The organism is Prevotella sp. AM34-19LB (assembly GCF_003468525.1).
GTDB lineage: Bacteria > Bacteroidota > Bacteroidia > Bacteroidales > Bacteroidaceae > Prevotella.
In genome coordinates this window covers 23,175-37,810 of sequence record NZ_QSIG01000008.1, presented here as the reverse complement: position 1 = coordinate 37,810, position 14,636 = coordinate 23,175, and the positions used below count along the sequence as shown (strand labels likewise).

Annotated in this window: 16 protein-coding genes; 3 read left to right on the top strand and 13 right to left on the bottom strand. The window is 45.8% G+C overall.

The features are described from left to right. Positions 1 to 122: 122 nt before the first annotated feature. Positions 123 to 713 (bottom strand): hypothetical protein, encoded by a 591-nt coding sequence (locus DW830_RS04085; RefSeq protein WP_119248975.1) that lies wholly within the window; start codon positions 711 to 713, stop codon positions 123 to 125. A 1-nt stretch (position 714) separates the two neighbouring features. Then, positions 715 to 1,026, bottom strand: a complete 312-nt coding sequence (locus DW830_RS04080; RefSeq protein WP_147487200.1) for a hypothetical protein — start codon at positions 1,024 to 1,026, stop codon at positions 715 to 717. A gap of 215 nt (positions 1,027 to 1,241) precedes the next feature. On the opposite strand from DW830_RS04080, the gene DW830_RS15760 reads away from it, so the two are divergent. Next, positions 1,242 to 1,409 (top strand): hypothetical protein, encoded by a 168-nt coding sequence (locus DW830_RS15760; RefSeq protein ID WP_158573434.1) that lies wholly within the window; start codon positions 1,242 to 1,244, stop codon positions 1,407 to 1,409. 27 nt (positions 1,410 to 1,436) lie between these two features. On the opposite strand, the gene DW830_RS04070 is transcribed toward DW830_RS15760, so the two are convergent. The 10 genes from DW830_RS04070 to DW830_RS16320 all read right to left on the bottom strand — a co-directional run bounded on the left by DW830_RS04070 (position 1,437) and on the right by DW830_RS16320 (position 11,489). Then, entirely contained in the window at positions 1,437 to 2,405 is a 969-nt protein-coding gene (locus DW830_RS04070; protein WP_119248972.1) for a hypothetical protein, read from the bottom strand. 101 nt (positions 2,406 to 2,506) lie between these two features. Then, a complete protein-coding gene (locus tag DW830_RS04065) occupies positions 2,507 to 3,097 on the bottom strand; it encodes a hypothetical protein (protein WP_119248971.1) in 591 nt (196 codons plus the stop codon). Between the two features lie 39 nt (positions 3,098 to 3,136). Further along, complete coding sequence (locus DW830_RS04060) at positions 3,137 to 4,108, bottom strand: hypothetical protein (protein WP_119248970.1); 972 nt, start codon at positions 4,106 to 4,108, stop codon at positions 3,137 to 3,139. Continuing rightward, entirely contained in the window at positions 4,108 to 5,154 is a 1,047-nt protein-coding gene (locus DW830_RS04055) for a Clp protease ClpP (protein WP_119248969.1), read from the bottom strand. Before DW830_RS04055 ends, DW830_RS04060 begins: the two co-directional genes overlap by 1 nt. Before the next feature lie 80 nt (positions 5,155 to 5,234). Next, positions 5,235 to 5,645, bottom strand: coding sequence for a hypothetical protein (locus tag DW830_RS04050; RefSeq protein ID WP_119248968.1), 411 nt, complete (start codon positions 5,643 to 5,645; stop codon positions 5,235 to 5,237). 87 nt (positions 5,646 to 5,732) lie between these two features. Then, positions 5,733 to 6,218 (bottom strand): hypothetical protein, encoded by a 486-nt coding sequence (locus DW830_RS04045; protein ID WP_119248967.1) that lies wholly within the window; start codon positions 6,216 to 6,218, stop codon positions 5,733 to 5,735. A 468-nt stretch (positions 6,219 to 6,686) separates the two neighbouring features. Then, positions 6,687 to 9,977 (bottom strand): CHC2 zinc finger domain-containing protein, encoded by a 3,291-nt coding sequence (locus DW830_RS04040; protein ID WP_119248966.1) that lies wholly within the window; start codon positions 9,975 to 9,977, stop codon positions 6,687 to 6,689. A gap of 226 nt (positions 9,978 to 10,203) precedes the next feature. After that, on the bottom strand, positions 10,204 to 10,395 hold the full coding sequence (locus tag DW830_RS15650) for a hypothetical protein (RefSeq protein ID WP_147487198.1): 192 nt from the start codon (positions 10,393 to 10,395) through the stop codon (positions 10,204 to 10,206). Between the two features lie 339 nt (positions 10,396 to 10,734). Then, positions 10,735 to 11,283: a helix-turn-helix transcriptional regulator gene (locus tag DW830_RS04025; RefSeq protein WP_119248963.1), complete on the bottom strand. Its 549-nt coding sequence runs from the start codon at positions 11,281 to 11,283 to the stop codon at positions 10,735 to 10,737. Next, positions 11,268 to 11,489: a hypothetical protein gene (locus tag DW830_RS16320; protein WP_119248962.1), complete on the bottom strand. Its 222-nt coding sequence runs from the start codon at positions 11,487 to 11,489 to the stop codon at positions 11,268 to 11,270. Before DW830_RS16320 ends, DW830_RS04025 begins: the two co-directional genes overlap by 16 nt. Positions 11,490 to 11,612: 123 nt before the next feature. On the opposite strand from DW830_RS16320, the gene DW830_RS04015 reads away from it, so the two are divergent. Together DW830_RS04015 and DW830_RS04010 are read left to right on the top strand one after the other, a co-directional pair. Then, a complete protein-coding gene (locus DW830_RS04015; protein WP_147487197.1) occupies positions 11,613 to 12,020 on the top strand; it encodes a hypothetical protein in 408 nt (135 codons plus the stop codon). Between the two features lie 177 nt (positions 12,021 to 12,197). Beyond that, positions 12,198 to 13,157 (top strand): helix-hairpin-helix domain-containing protein, encoded by a 960-nt coding sequence (locus DW830_RS04010; protein WP_119248960.1) that lies wholly within the window; start codon positions 12,198 to 12,200, stop codon positions 13,155 to 13,157. A gap of 92 nt (positions 13,158 to 13,249) precedes the next feature. On the opposite strand, the gene DW830_RS04005 is transcribed toward DW830_RS04010, so the two are convergent. Next, a complete protein-coding gene (locus DW830_RS04005) occupies positions 13,250 to 14,605 on the bottom strand; it encodes a sodium-dependent transporter (protein WP_119248959.1) in 1,356 nt (451 codons plus the stop codon). Between the last annotated feature and the right edge of the window lie 31 nt (positions 14,606 to 14,636).

Genomic DNA, 14,636 nt, shown 5'->3' with positions numbered 1-14,636 from the left:
CGGCATAGAGGATGCGGCCTGCCTCGACCACACCCTTACCTGTTCCACGCCCCCACTCACAGATTAGCGTCTTGGGCATAAGCTGCAGAACCCGAGACTGAACATCATTGAAGAAGAGCTGTTTAGGTTGACTTGCTGCTATCATCTGGAATCTCCTCGAAATCAGCGTCCTCTATGTCAGGCATAGAATAGCGCTTCTCCATTTTCTTGATTTTTGCACGAAGATTCGGAATCTTCTGCAAACCGATGACCGTCGGGTCATCTGTCATACGGAATTCGACAGGAACAATCTTGTCGAATGCCAGTTCTGGTTCATCAGGAGTATCGGTGCGATTGTTCTTGATGCGGTTCTTCTGCATCACGGCAAGCGCTCGGAAGTCACCTGCAGCCAAGGCTGCTTTGCGGTCCTCGTCAATCTCCTGATTGACCTTCCACCGCCAAAACTCCTTGGATGCGGCATTGAGGTTGCCCAGCATCAGCTGGCAGAGATGGATATCATCGTATGCCTGGCTCTCGCTTACACCGAACATTGCCTTATCCTGATCAACCATCTCACGGACGGTGTATCGAGGGTAGCGCAGCCAGAATGCATAGCACCCCCGAAGTCTCTCCACTCTCGCCTTGACGATAGCGGAGAGATGAAGGTCTTGAAGCTCATCCTCGTTGAGAGGCATGTACTTCATATAATCATCTACATTGACTGGAAGACTCATATCAAGAGATTTTGGCAATAATCTGCGATAGCTGAGTCATCACTGCCTGATATGCACCAGGAGAACCGACATTTGCCAATGCAATATTGTTGGTTCTCAACTCATTAGCGGTCTCCGCTAAACCTCTAAGATAGCGCCTGCGATATGGCGATCTAGGCTCCTGCAGCTCCAGTTGCATAGCCACAGACTCATCGGGAGGCAGGTCCATCAGGATGGGAATCTCCTCCACTGGCGTCATGGTCTTTGCATAATCATATACCGCCTGCAGGTACAATTCACTCTCCTCGAGGAATGGAAATTGTGTTCTTATCATCTAGCAAATTATTGAGCATTTTATGAATATCGAGATAGACGTCTCTATCGAGAGAGATGAAGGTACATTCCGCCCGGTCACCATACGTCTGATTCTGCGATGTGATCACGGAGACTAACCACTCTGCGTTACTGACCAACATAATCTTCGAGTGATTAAGCGTAAGCTTAACCTCATCAAAAGCCTCTGTCATCAAGCGTTTTAGCTTTAAAGTTTTGCTTGAAGCTTTAATGTCTGCCACTAACGTAGAATGGTCTATCAACCCTCGCTTGCGAAGGTTGATGACTCCACACAGGAAGGCATCGGAAGTAGAGAAGGTCGTGACGGCAACATCTGCCGGACCGGTCTGCTCCAGAATCCAGCCTAACAAGCCAAGAGTGTGAAGGCCTTGACCTAGATAGACCTGCGAGCTACTCTGCTGAAGCGGCTTCAGAACTTGTTGTATCTGATTCGCTCTCATCTACCTTCTCCTCTGTCTCAGCTGCATTTTCCTCTACCTGCTGCTCTTCAGCTGGCTGCATTTCGATGCCTGCCTGCTGAATCTTGGCAATGGTATCAGCTGTGAGTTCAGCCTTGGCAGAAACAAGCAGCTGCACTCGCTCGTTGACCTTGTCACGCAAGGCAGCAGCCTTGTCTGCCTCACCACTCTCCTGCAACTCGATAATCTTCGGCAGGCTTTTTGTGATATAGGATCGCGCATTGCTTATTTGCTTGGCGGTGATGGCAGCATCGGTCTGCTGCTCTTCCGGCTCATCTTCTGGATTCGTCACAGTGGCATGGTCATAGACCTCCATGCCCTGCTTGTATGCGTAGTACTCCTGCTTAAGCGTGCCGAGGAGTTGCTGGAAGCCCTCATCTGCAGCATGCAATCCCTCGTATCTGTCGCAAGACTGAGTGTATGCCTTGCAAGCCTCGAAATGCTCCTTGATTTTCTTCCACAGCGCAGCATTTGCTTCCCAGATATCCTGGATATGAGCAGGGAGCTGATTGTGGTCCTCACGCTTACCTTTAGCAATGATGGCATCAGGGCAGAGTACTACATTATCCCCGCAGAGTTGAGGGAGATGAGGGATAAAATCAGGTGCCTGCTCATCAGCTTCAGTAGTACGATCTACTGCAACCTGAAGGATAGGAGTCACCGCATTGTCGTAGTCTCTGACCTCATCAAGCGTCATACCAGCATTGCGATAGTTGAGATGCTTGCGCAGCTCATATTTGAGCAGTTCCAGCTTACCTTGCGGATTGAAGCTGATGACCTGATAGAGATGTTTATTGTTATTAATCTGCAGGAGCATCATTGCTCCTTCCCGAATATTCTCGTCAGTATGTTCGCTATCGAACCACTGACTGATCTTCTGTGTGAATGTTTTATCAATCATATCTAAAAATAAAAGGCGAGGCGAGCATATCAGCATCGCCTCGCCAGCTTAAACTATGAGAATTATAAAAAATGGACTTGCTTACACGTCACCTGTCGCTTTCAGCTTGCAGGTCTCACCGCTATATGTACCATCAGCGGTAACGATGTCACCAAAGTAGAATGGAGGCATAGTCTCGCACGCAACAGAGATTTCCAACGTAGTGTTAGACTCATCGGTGACAGAAGCACCTGTAGTTGCAGATGGAGTGACGGAGACAGTGAAGGCATCGTCACCGAACTGGCGAACCTTACCATTGCGCTGAGGGACGAGGAAGATACAGTCGTCGTTGAGGAGCATGGAGCAGTAGCCTGCTGCTCCTCTTCAGTACCAGGAAGAACAAGGGTCGCCTTGTTGTTCATGGTCTTGCTGCCCTCTTCTCCCTGAGATTCAGGAGCGATGGAAGACTTGTCTGGAATAAACTCCACTCTGATCCACTTCTTGTCAGCCTGCAAGGTATGAGACTCCTTGATAACAAGGTATTCCTTAAGAGCAGCAGCAGCTTCCTTCTGCGGCTCTGCCAGCTTAGTGATGTATGCACGACGGATAAACCAGCCGTATGCACGAGTACCAGGCAGTCGTTTCTGGCCAGGGCACTTGATCACATCCTCGTAGAGGTTGACTGCATCAGTACATGATTTTTTCTGTGCCATATATATAATGTATAATCGTTAAACTATCAGACGCTCTCCCTATGCTGTAGGGAGAGTGTCATAACCAACCAGGATTCGCTCCTTCGAAATCGATTCGAACTGACAACCGAAGAACATGGTAGCGACGAAATCGAGGAGGAAGTGTGATCGAAGACTCTTCTCTATCTCGAAGTTGCACTTCTCACCAGATGTAGCGATACCGACGAGCATATTCTTCTTAGGTGTGATGAGCTTGAAGCCATCAGGAACGCAAGAGAGACCGACGATTTCACACTTCTGGTCACCATCGATGTAAGTCTTGTTGAACTCCTTGTTGTAGTTGAGATGGCCGTAAGTATTACGGTATGCTCTCTCGTACAGAGTCTTACTTTTCTTGTTGCAGAAGAGGATGGTGTTCTCACCTCTCAGCTTCTCATCAGCTGCATCGATGAACTGCTCAATGACATCAACCGCATTCTCAGCGGTCATGGCTGTAGTCTTGAAGAGGTTGCCCTTTGCAGTATCAAGATTGCCAGCTTTAGCCTCTGCGTCAGCGATGGTCTTGAAGCCATTGTACAGCTCTGCGGTAGTCTTACCAGCATCATTGCGCTTCGCGGTGAAGATGCTGTTGCGGAAAGCTTCACCAAGAAGCTTGAACAGGTACATCGCTACCAACTTGGTGATAGGAGTGTTTTTAAGCGCATCACCCTGCACTACTGATGAGCCATAGATGCTCTGTACTACAGAGATAGGATTGAACTCCTTGACTCCGGAACCCAGGAAGGTCTCGAGCTTGCGGCCAACAATCTTCACCTGCTCATCGTCGATGCGGGTGTAAGAGAATGGTCCAATCTCGAATGAACCAGCAAGCTCTCCCACCTCCTCAGCATAGCGAACGCCTTGGCGCAGCTGCATATATTTTGTAACTTCTTCGAGCGCCAGAATTGGCATCTGAAGAATATCCTTGCGGTACGTGATGAAGCTCTTTGCAAGCTCCTCAGGTGTAATATCAATATTTTTTGGTTCAGCCATTAAATATTACATAAAGCATTATAGCAATCGCGAGGAGAAGCCTGAGGTGCTGTTGAAGGTGCATCAACGGTGTCATCACCAGGTGCGCCCTTCAAGTCCTCGATCTCCTTAGTCTTGTCTTCGATAGCCTTGTCTTTCTCGGCCATCTGAGCCTCCAGGTCCTTGACCTTCTTCTCAGCTGCGTCGAGAGCAGTTGACTTCTCCTCGAAGTCTTTCTGCTTCTGAACAAGGCTATCCTCGATTTTCTGCATCTCTGCATCGGTGAGAGTAATCTTCTCATCGGTAACCTCAAAATCATCCTTGCGGTCAAGGATGGTCTGAAGGTTGAGGAATTTCTTCTTCATTTTAATTATTTGAGAATTGTTTTTAAACATATCCTTGAGAGAGTTGTAAGCTTTCTCGAGGAATGTCTTGCTAGGCTCATCAGCTGCGGTCACGTGAGGTAGTGGAGGAAGACCGAGTGTTGAGCATACTGAATTATTGAATCTCTTGGCAAGATTGGTCTGTCGCATCTTATCCTCCTCATCCAGGTCTTTGATCTCATCAATCAGACCCATTTCAAGCGCCTGCTCTGGACTGAGCCAGTTCGCTTTTTCCATCTGAGCGAGGATATCATCGCTTGACTTGCCCGACTTCTTGGCATAGACAGATGCGATGACCTTGTCGATTGTATCGAGGTCATCACGCTGCTTCTTCCAATCTCTGATGAGTTCATCAAGCTTGGCCTTGTTAGCAGACTCCCACACGGTGACTCCAGTGGAGGCATTGTGTATGAGCATTGTGCTGCCCACCGACATATCCACATGTTTGGCTCCCATGCAGAGAACCGTAGCGATGGAGGCTGTCATACCCAAGATATGCACATTGACCTTGCCATGATCCTTGATGAGCTGATACATGGTCAGACCCTCATCAACAAATCCACCAGGTGACGAGACTGCGATATGCACCTCTTCATCCTGATGGGCGTCAAGGTATGCCTTGACGTCCTTGGAACGTGTACCGTAGTCCTGACCACCAGTCGTAGCCGGCTCCGATGGTACCACAAATCATCATTCCGTATTTCATTTGCTTACCTTTTTTCTGCAAAGGTAATTTGGCAATTGCCAAAAATAAAATACGACAATCAGGCTATTTTTGGTGCCTTTCGCGTGTAGATCCACTGAATGACCGCCTCTACGAAGGTAGAAGAGCCTAGTGAATCAGGATGGATATCTGACATATTGATGATAGGATAAGGTCTATCTCCTACACCTATGAGATACTTATTAGATTCCAGATCCGTCACCAGGTAAGCGTATGGAACACTCGTATCCAGGTCATCATCAGGAAGGCGAAGAGTCAGCTTATGGGTATATAATCTGACTCCATCCTCTAATTTGTCTGTTATTTCTAGCTTTGCCGGTCGCTGACACTTAACCTTCGGCCACTTGTCAGAACCAGGAATGGAAAAAGTCTTGTTGCAGGTAAGCGTCTCGAACGGAAGCTCACTCACTGGTACTCGCTGCACTTTAGTGATAAAACTCAATCTCTTCATACTATATATAATAATGTGGAAAACTAATATTTCGCAGTTGTTCGCACCTGTTCAAAAAAGGGGTATATGGTATATGCGATTTTTGCGTTAAAAATCGTTATTTCTGCATCTTTTATGATTAAAGAGGTTCACACCTCTGTTCTGGTATGACTTGCGCATGCGGTACCACTTCATGCGGACGGTCTCAGCGTATTCGACATCTATGCCGTGCATGGAACACCAGGAACGGAATGCGGACATCTTTTTGCAGGACGTATCTGATAGGTCTCCGAGGTCATTCCACATGTTTATGCGGAACAGGTCGCTGATGCTCTCGGTCAATGCCTTCTTGGCTTGATGAGAGAGATAATTGTATGTAGCCGGATTCTTGTATTTGCAGGCAGGTATGCAGATTGCGATCTCGTCTGCTGATGGCAGTTCTGGCTTAAGGTTTGTAGGCTGCTTCTGTGTGAATCTTCTGATAACAGCATTCTCGTTGCTGCTAGCAGGGAATTCGACAGGATTGCCGAAGGAATGGATGAGCCACTGCTTCATGTATGGCTCAACATGGAGATAAACTAGAAACTTATTCATATTTTTTATTTTAAAACTTCGCAAAGTTACAAAAAAGATTTGAGACCACCCTAAGTTTTAAGGGGAAAATACCTTTATTTGCGGTTATTTTTTGTTTTTATTTTCGATGAACCCATTTTTGGCAAATTAAGTTGTGGCAATTGTGGCAAAAATGTTAAGTACTTGATTATTAATATTATATTAGTTATCTTATTGACACATTATATATAAATATTGCCACAATTGCCACAACCTTTGCCACACTTATCTCTCCGTTGCCACAAATTGCCACACAATTGCCACAACCGATTTCACTCTTAATACGCTGATTATCAGTATTGCCCGAATTGCCACAATTGCCACAAGCAAAAACGAGTCGTGCGCATCTACCATAACTTTTTCTGCAACATATATACATATTGTCAACTAAAAAGCCCTGGAAGGTTTTCACCTACCAGGGCTCAGATACATTAAACAAAAAATATATAACTATAGAGGCAAACATTGCAATCCAGCTTCAGCCAGCTCCTTGTCAGTCATAGCTGCAGGATCCTTGCTGTCGCTGTCGGTTTCGGTATCGAGGTCGATGCCATATCTGCTTGATACCATTTTGTAATCGAAGCAGAGTGGCCTATCCTTATAATATATCTTCTGACGGCCAACCATATTTCCTGCGGCATCCAGTTTCTCTACGGTCTCCGGAACTCCGCCTGGGTTGAACTTGATGAAACGCTCCGGGTTCTTGGTCGATCCCAGGAAGTCTGCACCTATCTGCAGATAATGAAGTAGTGACTCCTTAGGAAGGAGATTCTCATCCATCTGGCGGCCTAGCTTGCGATATATGGCCATAGTGATGTCCTTGCGGATCATCAGGATGCTCTTCGGCATCGCCCAGTTTTCGATTTTCAGTTTATTTGTAGTCAGACTGCCGACTGTCTTAATCTTGAAGTCCTGGTCTTTTTTCAGTTCGCCCATCTGCACTGCAGCATTGACGATATTCCAGAAGCCAGCCACCTCGTCGGTAGTATTACACATCGAGTTCTGCGTTTTGATGCCCTTGACAACTACCTCGATGAGTTCAGAATAGCTGAAGGGAAATTCGATGTAGTCACGAATTGCCAGGTAAGCAGCTACCGGAACCTTCCAGTTAGTCATAATTCGGTCTAGGATGCTCTCGCTCTCCAGTCTCTTCTCTAGGTCATCTGAAGCCTGCTTCCAGGCTTTGCCGAAGCAAGCTTGGAACTGCTCTCGATGCTTAAGCAGCTGCAGGGTGATGTGCGTAGCGCCTATCTGTCGATAGCGCTCGAGCTCTTCAAAATTCATCTTCTCTTCACGAGTATGCTCGCCCTTGTCGAATGTCAGATAGATAAGGCGACTGAAGAGTGCAATATCTGCGGTCGGCATCTCCTGACCAGTTAAGATGATGCCGGAATCAACCTTCGCCTGCACTAGCTTCTTGTCCTTATCCATATTCATCTTAGTTCGACCAATACCATTCCACAAGTCCTTCAGCCACTCTACCTTGTTTTGGGTGATGGAGTTCTTGTACTCATCGATATGCACCAGGGCATCACTTACACCTCCGACATAATCGGAGAGTGCCGGCATAGATGCATTGGTGATGGATAGCGGCTCATACTTCGTTTCATATTTATAGAAAAAATTCATCAGAGTCGCTGCGAATTCCGTCTTACCGCATCCCTTAGGGCCGAATGCATTTAGGAGAGGGAAGGAACGGCTCTTGCTGATGACAATGTCTCTGAACAGAGTGGCTATGTAGAAGCATAGACCTACCATGGCATTCTCACCGAAGACCTGCACCACTTTTGCAAAGAATTCAGCTTGTGAAGTTGGATGCTCCACCAGCTTCTCATGACGGAACTTTTTTTCTGACACGTACAATTCTCGGCTATCCTTATTGAGCTTGCTCATTGCAGGCAGGTAGAACTTGCCTGCAGATAATCTGAGGATACCCATATCATCGATAGGCTGCCAGGTTCCATCTTCGATGGCGCCATTGCAGAAGGCATAGAAGCCTTCACGCTGCCAGCCTAGCTGCTTGATAGGGTCTGCAGTCTCGGTCACTCTACCGAGATAGCCTAGTAACTTGATAAGCTGCTCATCTCTGGCCATCCAGATATAATCACCAATACCGAACAGGCGCTTGCGAAGTGAGCTGCTGGATGTGATCTCATCCATATTTAGCTCGATGAGCCTTGATGGTTCCTCACTGTTATTCTTTATCTCGAAGAGTCTGACCGGATTGAAATCATCGCGAATGTGGAATAGAGGTTTCATCTTGAAGTTCGACCACTGGATTTCATCACCCTCTTTATTGGTACCCCAATAACAATTATCGTGTTCCGTGAAACCGAATTCACGGAGCATCTTGATGTCTCCCTTGCGCTCTCGCTCCTGCTTCTCGCTCAGTTCTGCCTCCTTGGCTCTCTTGAGCGTATCCTTCCACTCTCTTGAGTGCTTGTAGTTGGATATGAGACTTGTCAGATAGCTGCTTCGCAGGTCTTCATCCTTGATCAGCATCAGGAGGCCGCAGATGTCTGCGATTGCTTGCAATCTATCCTCGGTCGTATATGACTCGATATCCTCGACAGAAGGCCAATATCTACGCCTGCAGTACCAAAAGATGAATTCCTCTTCCTTCATCTGCAGGAAATGACCTTTATCGACTATCCAGGAGTCCGGATCCTCTTTTTTGGGTGCTGGATAATCAACCGGAATCTCACGCACATTGACGGTGAAGCCTACCTGCAGCGCTGCCCGGCCATTGGCGAAGACGTTAGCGGTACCTGCCGGGAATTCATTACCTGGTTTCAGTGTATCTGCGTCTGGAATGAAAGTCACCTTGCGGCTCACTCGATAGAGCTGCTTCAGCTGATTCTCAGTCCAGGAACCACCCAGTGATGCTACTGTATTGAGGATGCCTATCGACTGCAGCTTGACTACATCAGGCGCTCCCTCTACCAGGTAAAACTTATCCTTCAGTCTCGCCTCCTTCTGTGCGAAGTTGATGCCAAAAACAGAAGTATCCTTGTGATAAACAGGAGAGTTTTTTAGGTTGAGGTATTTGCAGATATCTGAGTTGTCGGATAGAGTTCTGGCGGTGAAACCGATAACTCTACTCATCTTGTCATAGATAGGTATTGTATATCGATCTCGAAGCATAGCGAACTTGCCTCGCTCGCCCATACCTATCAAACCTACCTGTTCTAACAGATCAAGATCAAGCTGCTTCTTCATTGCCCAGCTGATGAATCCATCAGCTGGAGCATAGCCAATACCGAATTCATCGATTGCATCGGCTCCCCATCTTTTGCGCACCACTTCCCTGGCCTTGTTAGCACCTGTATTGACTTTATGCATCTCTTCGACGAAGTAGCTTTGCGCATAGTCTAAAGCTATGCGCAAGGCTTCTTGCTCTTTCTGTCTCTCCTCGTCCTCCCGGCTAGGCTTATACTCGTCATCGATATCCTCATTGAGATATTTCTTGGCCAGTTCCTTGCACGCAATTGGGAATGGCAGGCCATTCTTTAGCTTGCGGTAGAGGCTTATGACATTGCCACCAGAGCGGCATTGTCCGAAGCATCTCCAAACGTTCATTCCTGTATCAACATAGAATGATGGTGTATTCTCGTTGTGGAATGGGCATGTTGCCCATGATCTGTTGCCTTTCTCCTTGACGAAGTTGATGCCTTCATCCTTGGCCACATCTTGAATAGGTACATCACTTATGATGCGATCTATAATTTCTTGTTTAATCATATCTGTATATTTTTTGCGTCTGCAAAATTACACTAGACTTTTGATTATTGAAAGTACTAGGATAATCTGCGCATTATCTTATCGATGTCTGCGTTGATGTAATAGCTTATTTGCCTCCTATAGCTCATACTACGCTCCATCATCAAATTTGCGAGGACGCCCTTATATTTGCCCCCCCGCTTTGGCATTGCTGCCATAATTTCGCGGTCGGAATAGAATTTTATTTTCATTTTCGACCTCCCTTTCTGTTTCGATAGAAGGAGCATTTCTCCTTCTCCATAAACTGCTCGTAAGCTTCATTCTCTTTATGCTTCTCCCGGTATAGCTCACGATGGGATATACCCCAGAATGTACATCTTACACCATTCTTGCGTGCGCAAGAATTGTGACACTCCACTATAATTCTCTTGTTTGCCATTTTTTATTTTCTAATATCTAGAGGTTCATATCTCAACATTCTGTCTCTTGATCCGCCTATACGCATAAAACAGATTCCATCATCGCACCACCAATATTCACTGCCATCAGCCAATTGTAAATATGCTAAAATGCCATATTCATTCTGAATAACTAATCTGTCCGATGAATTTACGCAGAAACCTATTTCTATCATTTTGCAAATGATGAGATCATATATCATTTTATTCTTCAGACTCTTCACACGCTTTGATATCTTTACTGTACTCCACATATCTCTTAAACTTTAAGCACCAACGCCCATTAATGCAATTGCGCTTGTATTTGCAAGAATCACATATCATAGGTGCATGCTATGTACTACCTTAATCAGATCTCGGTTAGATTTGAGTTTCAGTCGCTTAGTCATCTTACGCAGCTGAGCTGAAACCGTATTGGCAGACTTGCCTAAAATATCAGCAATCTCTCTTGCTACATAGCCTCTCGAAAACAGTTTGACAACCTCCAACTCCTTAGGAAAGAATGGAGATTTTACCTTTGGGCAACAGATGATGCCCTCTTTTGGGCAGAGCCCTCGAAGAGGGCATTGAACCTTCTCCAGATTGAACATACTGTTCTCGATGTCATACTGCAGTGTATCATTAGAGCCTAGATTGCATCTGATGAATCGATTCGTAATCAGGAATCGATGATAGAGATTGTTGCGCTTGCTCTTGATATTCTCCTCATAGAGGTACTTGTATGCAATAGGATACATACGTTCGATGAGGTCAGCCAACTCTCTAATCAGCTCGACTTGACTCATGTCATACTTATGCATAGCGCCATCTTGGCCATAGAAGTATACTTCGCCTTGCGAAGATACGAAAAACTCTAGTTGCTTCTCCATAGATCTTCTTTTATAACCGTTTTTACTACCAGCAGATCTCTAGGGTTGAAATCACTCTTTCCGGTCAACTTCTGCTGGATGGTGTTGTACCGGAATCCGTAATGAGTAATCAGATAACCAAGTATCTGGGATTTCTCTTTTTTACTGAGTTTTGCGTAATAATCATTAATGGTTATTGCGCTTTTTTTAACTTCATTTTCTTGCATATCTCGAATATTGTTACTATTTTTGTGGGCAAATATACGACAAAAATTCAAAACACCCAAATATTTGGGGATTTATCCCCAGTTTTGCGGTGTTATTTAACGTTTATAAATATATATTTAGTTATGTTCAATGGAAATTTAGTAGATCGTTTGCGCAAGGAGCAACGCAGATCAGTTCGCTCTCTTGTTGAATTCGTCTTTGGCGAGACGACCAAGATCACGATGACTTATTTTCGCGATAGAGTGCACATCGATAGTAGACATATTGAGAAGTTATCAGAATTCTTCCAAGTTCCTATACAGGACTTCTTCTTAACTGAAGAGGAGTTTGAATCGAAAAGGAATGGAACTAATGTCCACCACATCTCCAACTCTACCGTCAACATCAATTCAAGCCCTGAATTAATGATGAGTGTCATCGAATCTCAGAAGGCTCTGATAGAACAGCAGGCGGATCAGATTGCCTGGTTACGTGAGCAAGTTGAGAAGCTGCAGGCTGGTCGCACCGTTGAAAAAAAGGCAGAAAAATAATAATATAGACCTGCAAAATGCTTGTTTTACAGGATTTTGCAGGTCTATATTGAAGTGAAAACTCGGTGAAACATTACTAAAAACAAGAAAATGGTCTATTGATTATCAGTACTTTACGGACGCATAAGTGCCCCCATAAAGTCCAGTAATCCCGACTCACCTATAAAATCGGAGCTTATGAAGTTCAAAGACATTTTTTACCTTCAAAAGAAAGACCGACAAGCTCTCCTCACCCTGCTTGCCATTATGATTGTGTGTGTTTCTCTCACGTTCCTGATTCAGGAAAAGCAGAACGATGCTCCTGTGACTTCCCAACTAGACTCCACAAACAGCAATCAAGAGAAAGATGCATCATCTGCCAAAATCCATCACGCCTCCAAATCTCATCCTTTATACAGCAAAGAAGAAGGTATGGTGCACGAACTCTTCCCTTTTGATCCCAATACGGCTAGCGCTGAGGATTTCGAACGACTGGGATTAGAAAGCTGGCAAGCCAGAAGCATCATCCGTTTCCGGGAGAAAGGCGGCATCTTCTCCCGCCCATCCGATTTCGCCCGGGTCTATGGCATCACCAAGAGAACCTACGAGGTGCTGTTGCCGTTTATCCAGATAGCCGACGATTACAAGCCTGCGGCTGATTTCTACGGAAAAGAAGGGTATGGAAGAAGCGGAAGGCGCAATACACCTTATTATAATAATAGAAGAAACGATGATACCAAGGTTTATAGTTATCCACATAAGCTGAGAGCCAACGAGCATATCGAAATCAATGGTGCCGATACGACGCTGCTGATGAAGATTCCCGGTATAGGCAGTTACTATGCCAGCCGCATCGTAAGATACAGAGAACGGCTGGGAGGATTTGCATCTGCCCAACAGCTGGAAGAAATCGATGGATTGCCAGAATCTGCCATCGACTATATCAAGATTGACGAGCAGCAAATCCGCAAGATGAATCTCAACAAGTTAACGCTCAACCAGCTCAAGAAGCATCCCTATCTCAACTTCTATCAAGCCAAGGAAATCTGTGATTATCGCAGGCTGAAAGGTCCACTGCATAGTATAGAAGACCTCAAACTGCTGAAGGATTTCCCACCAGACGAAATAGAAAGGTTGAAGCCCTACATCTGTTTCTAACTATCCAGACCTGCATATAAAAAGTAAGGGCAAAAGCATCGTACCCTATTGGCGTACGGTGCTTTTGCCCTTACAAGACTATATGTGAGGAACTAGATGATTCCAAACTGATGCAGGAAGATCAGGAAGATGCAGATTGGACAGATGAATCGGATGGTAAAGAGGAAGACAGGAAAAAGCTTTCCACTTACCGTATTCCAGTTGGTGAATTCATCACGTACAATCTTCTTTGGTACATACCAGCCCAGGAACAGGCAGGTGATGAACGAAGACAACGGCATCAGAAGCTGCGCCGTCAAATTATCACAATTGGAGAGAAAATCCTTACCGAAGAAGCCCAAGCCCTCTACCGCACCCTGAGAAAGGGAACAGAATACTGCGATAATACCACATACTATCGTCTCTACCCAGGCTCCCTTTGCACGACTTATCTTGCCCTCTTCATAAATAAAGGCGGTACCAATCTCGTGCATCGAGATCGTAGAGGTAAGAGCAGCCAACACCAACAAGCCATAGAACAATACAGAGATGATGTAACTAACCACCGGCATATCGCCAAAAGCCTGCTGGAATACATTAGGCAGGGTGATGAAGATTAGCGAAGGACCACTATCCGGCTGAACTCCCACGGAGAAAGCAGCTGGGAAGATCATCAATCCAGCCAATATGGCGATGAGCGTATCAATGGTTACAATCTGAGTGGCTGATTTCAAGAGATTCGTCTGACGGTTGAAATAAGAAGCGTAGGTGCAAAGACATGCCGTGCCCATACTCAGCGAGAAGAAAGCCTGTCCCAAAGCCTCGAGCAGCACATTCTCATCTACCTTGCTGAAATCCGGTTTCAGCAGGAACTCCACTCCCTTCATCGCTCCCGGCAATGAGCAGGAAGCAATCACGATGATCACCAGCAGGATGAAAAGCAGCGGCATCAAGATCTTGGATGCCTTTTCGATACCATTACGCACACCGCGAACCACCACCATGTGGGTGAGCAGGATAAAGCCTAATGCCCATAATACAGGACGAACCGGATCGGATGCGAAAGTCTGGAAATAGCTTTTTACATACTCAGGATCACCATGCACGCCACCGATAATGCTGGCATAAAGATACTGCAGGCACCAGCCTGCCACTACGGAATAAAATCCGAAGATGATCATGGAAGTGATGATTCCCATCAATCCCAAGGCACCCCACGCCTTGTGCTTACCCAGATTGGTATAAGCACGGGCTGCATTGGATGCAGAATGACGACCGATGATAAATTCGCTCAGCATACCCGGCAAACCCAGCAGAATGATGCAGACTAAATAAATCAGAATGAAGGCTGCACCACCATTCTGACCAGTCATATATGGGAAACGCCAAATGTTTCCCAATCCTACGGCAGATCCCGCCGTGGCGAGAATAATGCCTAATTTACTTCCAAAATTTCCTCTTGTTTCCATGATGTTAATGTTAATACACCTTATATTATAT

Excerpts from the sequence above, each read along its gene's own strand:
- DW830_RS04005 (WP_119248959.1), bottom strand. The coding sequence starts at position 14,605 with ATGGAAACAAGAGGAAATTTTGGAAGTAAATTAGGCATTATTCTCGCC.
- DW830_RS04065 (WP_119248971.1), bottom strand. The coding sequence starts at position 3,097 with ATGGCACAGAAAAAATCATGTACTGATGCAGTCAACCTCTACGAGGAT.
- DW830_RS04040 (WP_119248966.1), bottom strand. The coding sequence starts at position 9,977 with ATGATTAAACAAGAAATTATAGATCGCATCATAAGTGATGTACCTATT.
- DW830_RS16320 (WP_119248962.1), bottom strand. The coding sequence starts at position 11,489 with ATGCAAGAAAATGAAGTTAAAAAAAGCGCAATAACCATTAATGATTAT.
- DW830_RS04085 (WP_119248975.1), bottom strand. The coding sequence starts at position 713 with ATGAGTCTTCCAGTCAATGTAGATGATTATATGAAGTACATGCCTCTC.
- DW830_RS04050 (WP_119248968.1), bottom strand. The coding sequence starts at position 5,645 with ATGAAGAGATTGAGTTTTATCACTAAAGTGCAGCGAGTACCAGTGAGT.
- DW830_RS04070 (WP_119248972.1), bottom strand. The coding sequence starts at position 2,405 with ATGATTGATAAAACATTCACACAGAAGATCAGTCAGTGGTTCGATAGC.
- DW830_RS04025 (WP_119248963.1), bottom strand. The coding sequence starts at position 11,283 with ATGGAGAAGCAACTAGAGTTTTTCGTATCTTCGCAAGGCGAAGTATAC.
- DW830_RS04080 (WP_147487200.1), bottom strand. The coding sequence starts at position 1,026 with ATGATAAGAACACAATTTCCATTCCTCGAGGAGAGTGAATTGTACCTG.
- DW830_RS04060 (WP_119248970.1), bottom strand. The coding sequence starts at position 4,108 with ATGGCTGAACCAAAAAATATTGATATTACACCTGAGGAGCTTGCAAAG.
- DW830_RS15650 (WP_147487198.1), bottom strand. The coding sequence starts at position 10,395 with ATGGCAAACAAGAGAATTATAGTGGAGTGTCACAATTCTTGCGCACGC.
- DW830_RS04045 (WP_119248967.1), bottom strand. The coding sequence starts at position 6,218 with ATGAATAAGTTTCTAGTTTATCTCCATGTTGAGCCATACATGAAGCAG.
- DW830_RS04015 (WP_147487197.1), top strand. The coding sequence starts at position 11,613 with ATGTTCAATGGAAATTTAGTAGATCGTTTGCGCAAGGAGCAACGCAGA.
- DW830_RS04010 (WP_119248960.1), top strand. The coding sequence starts at position 12,198 with ATGAAGTTCAAAGACATTTTTTACCTTCAAAAGAAAGACCGACAAGCT.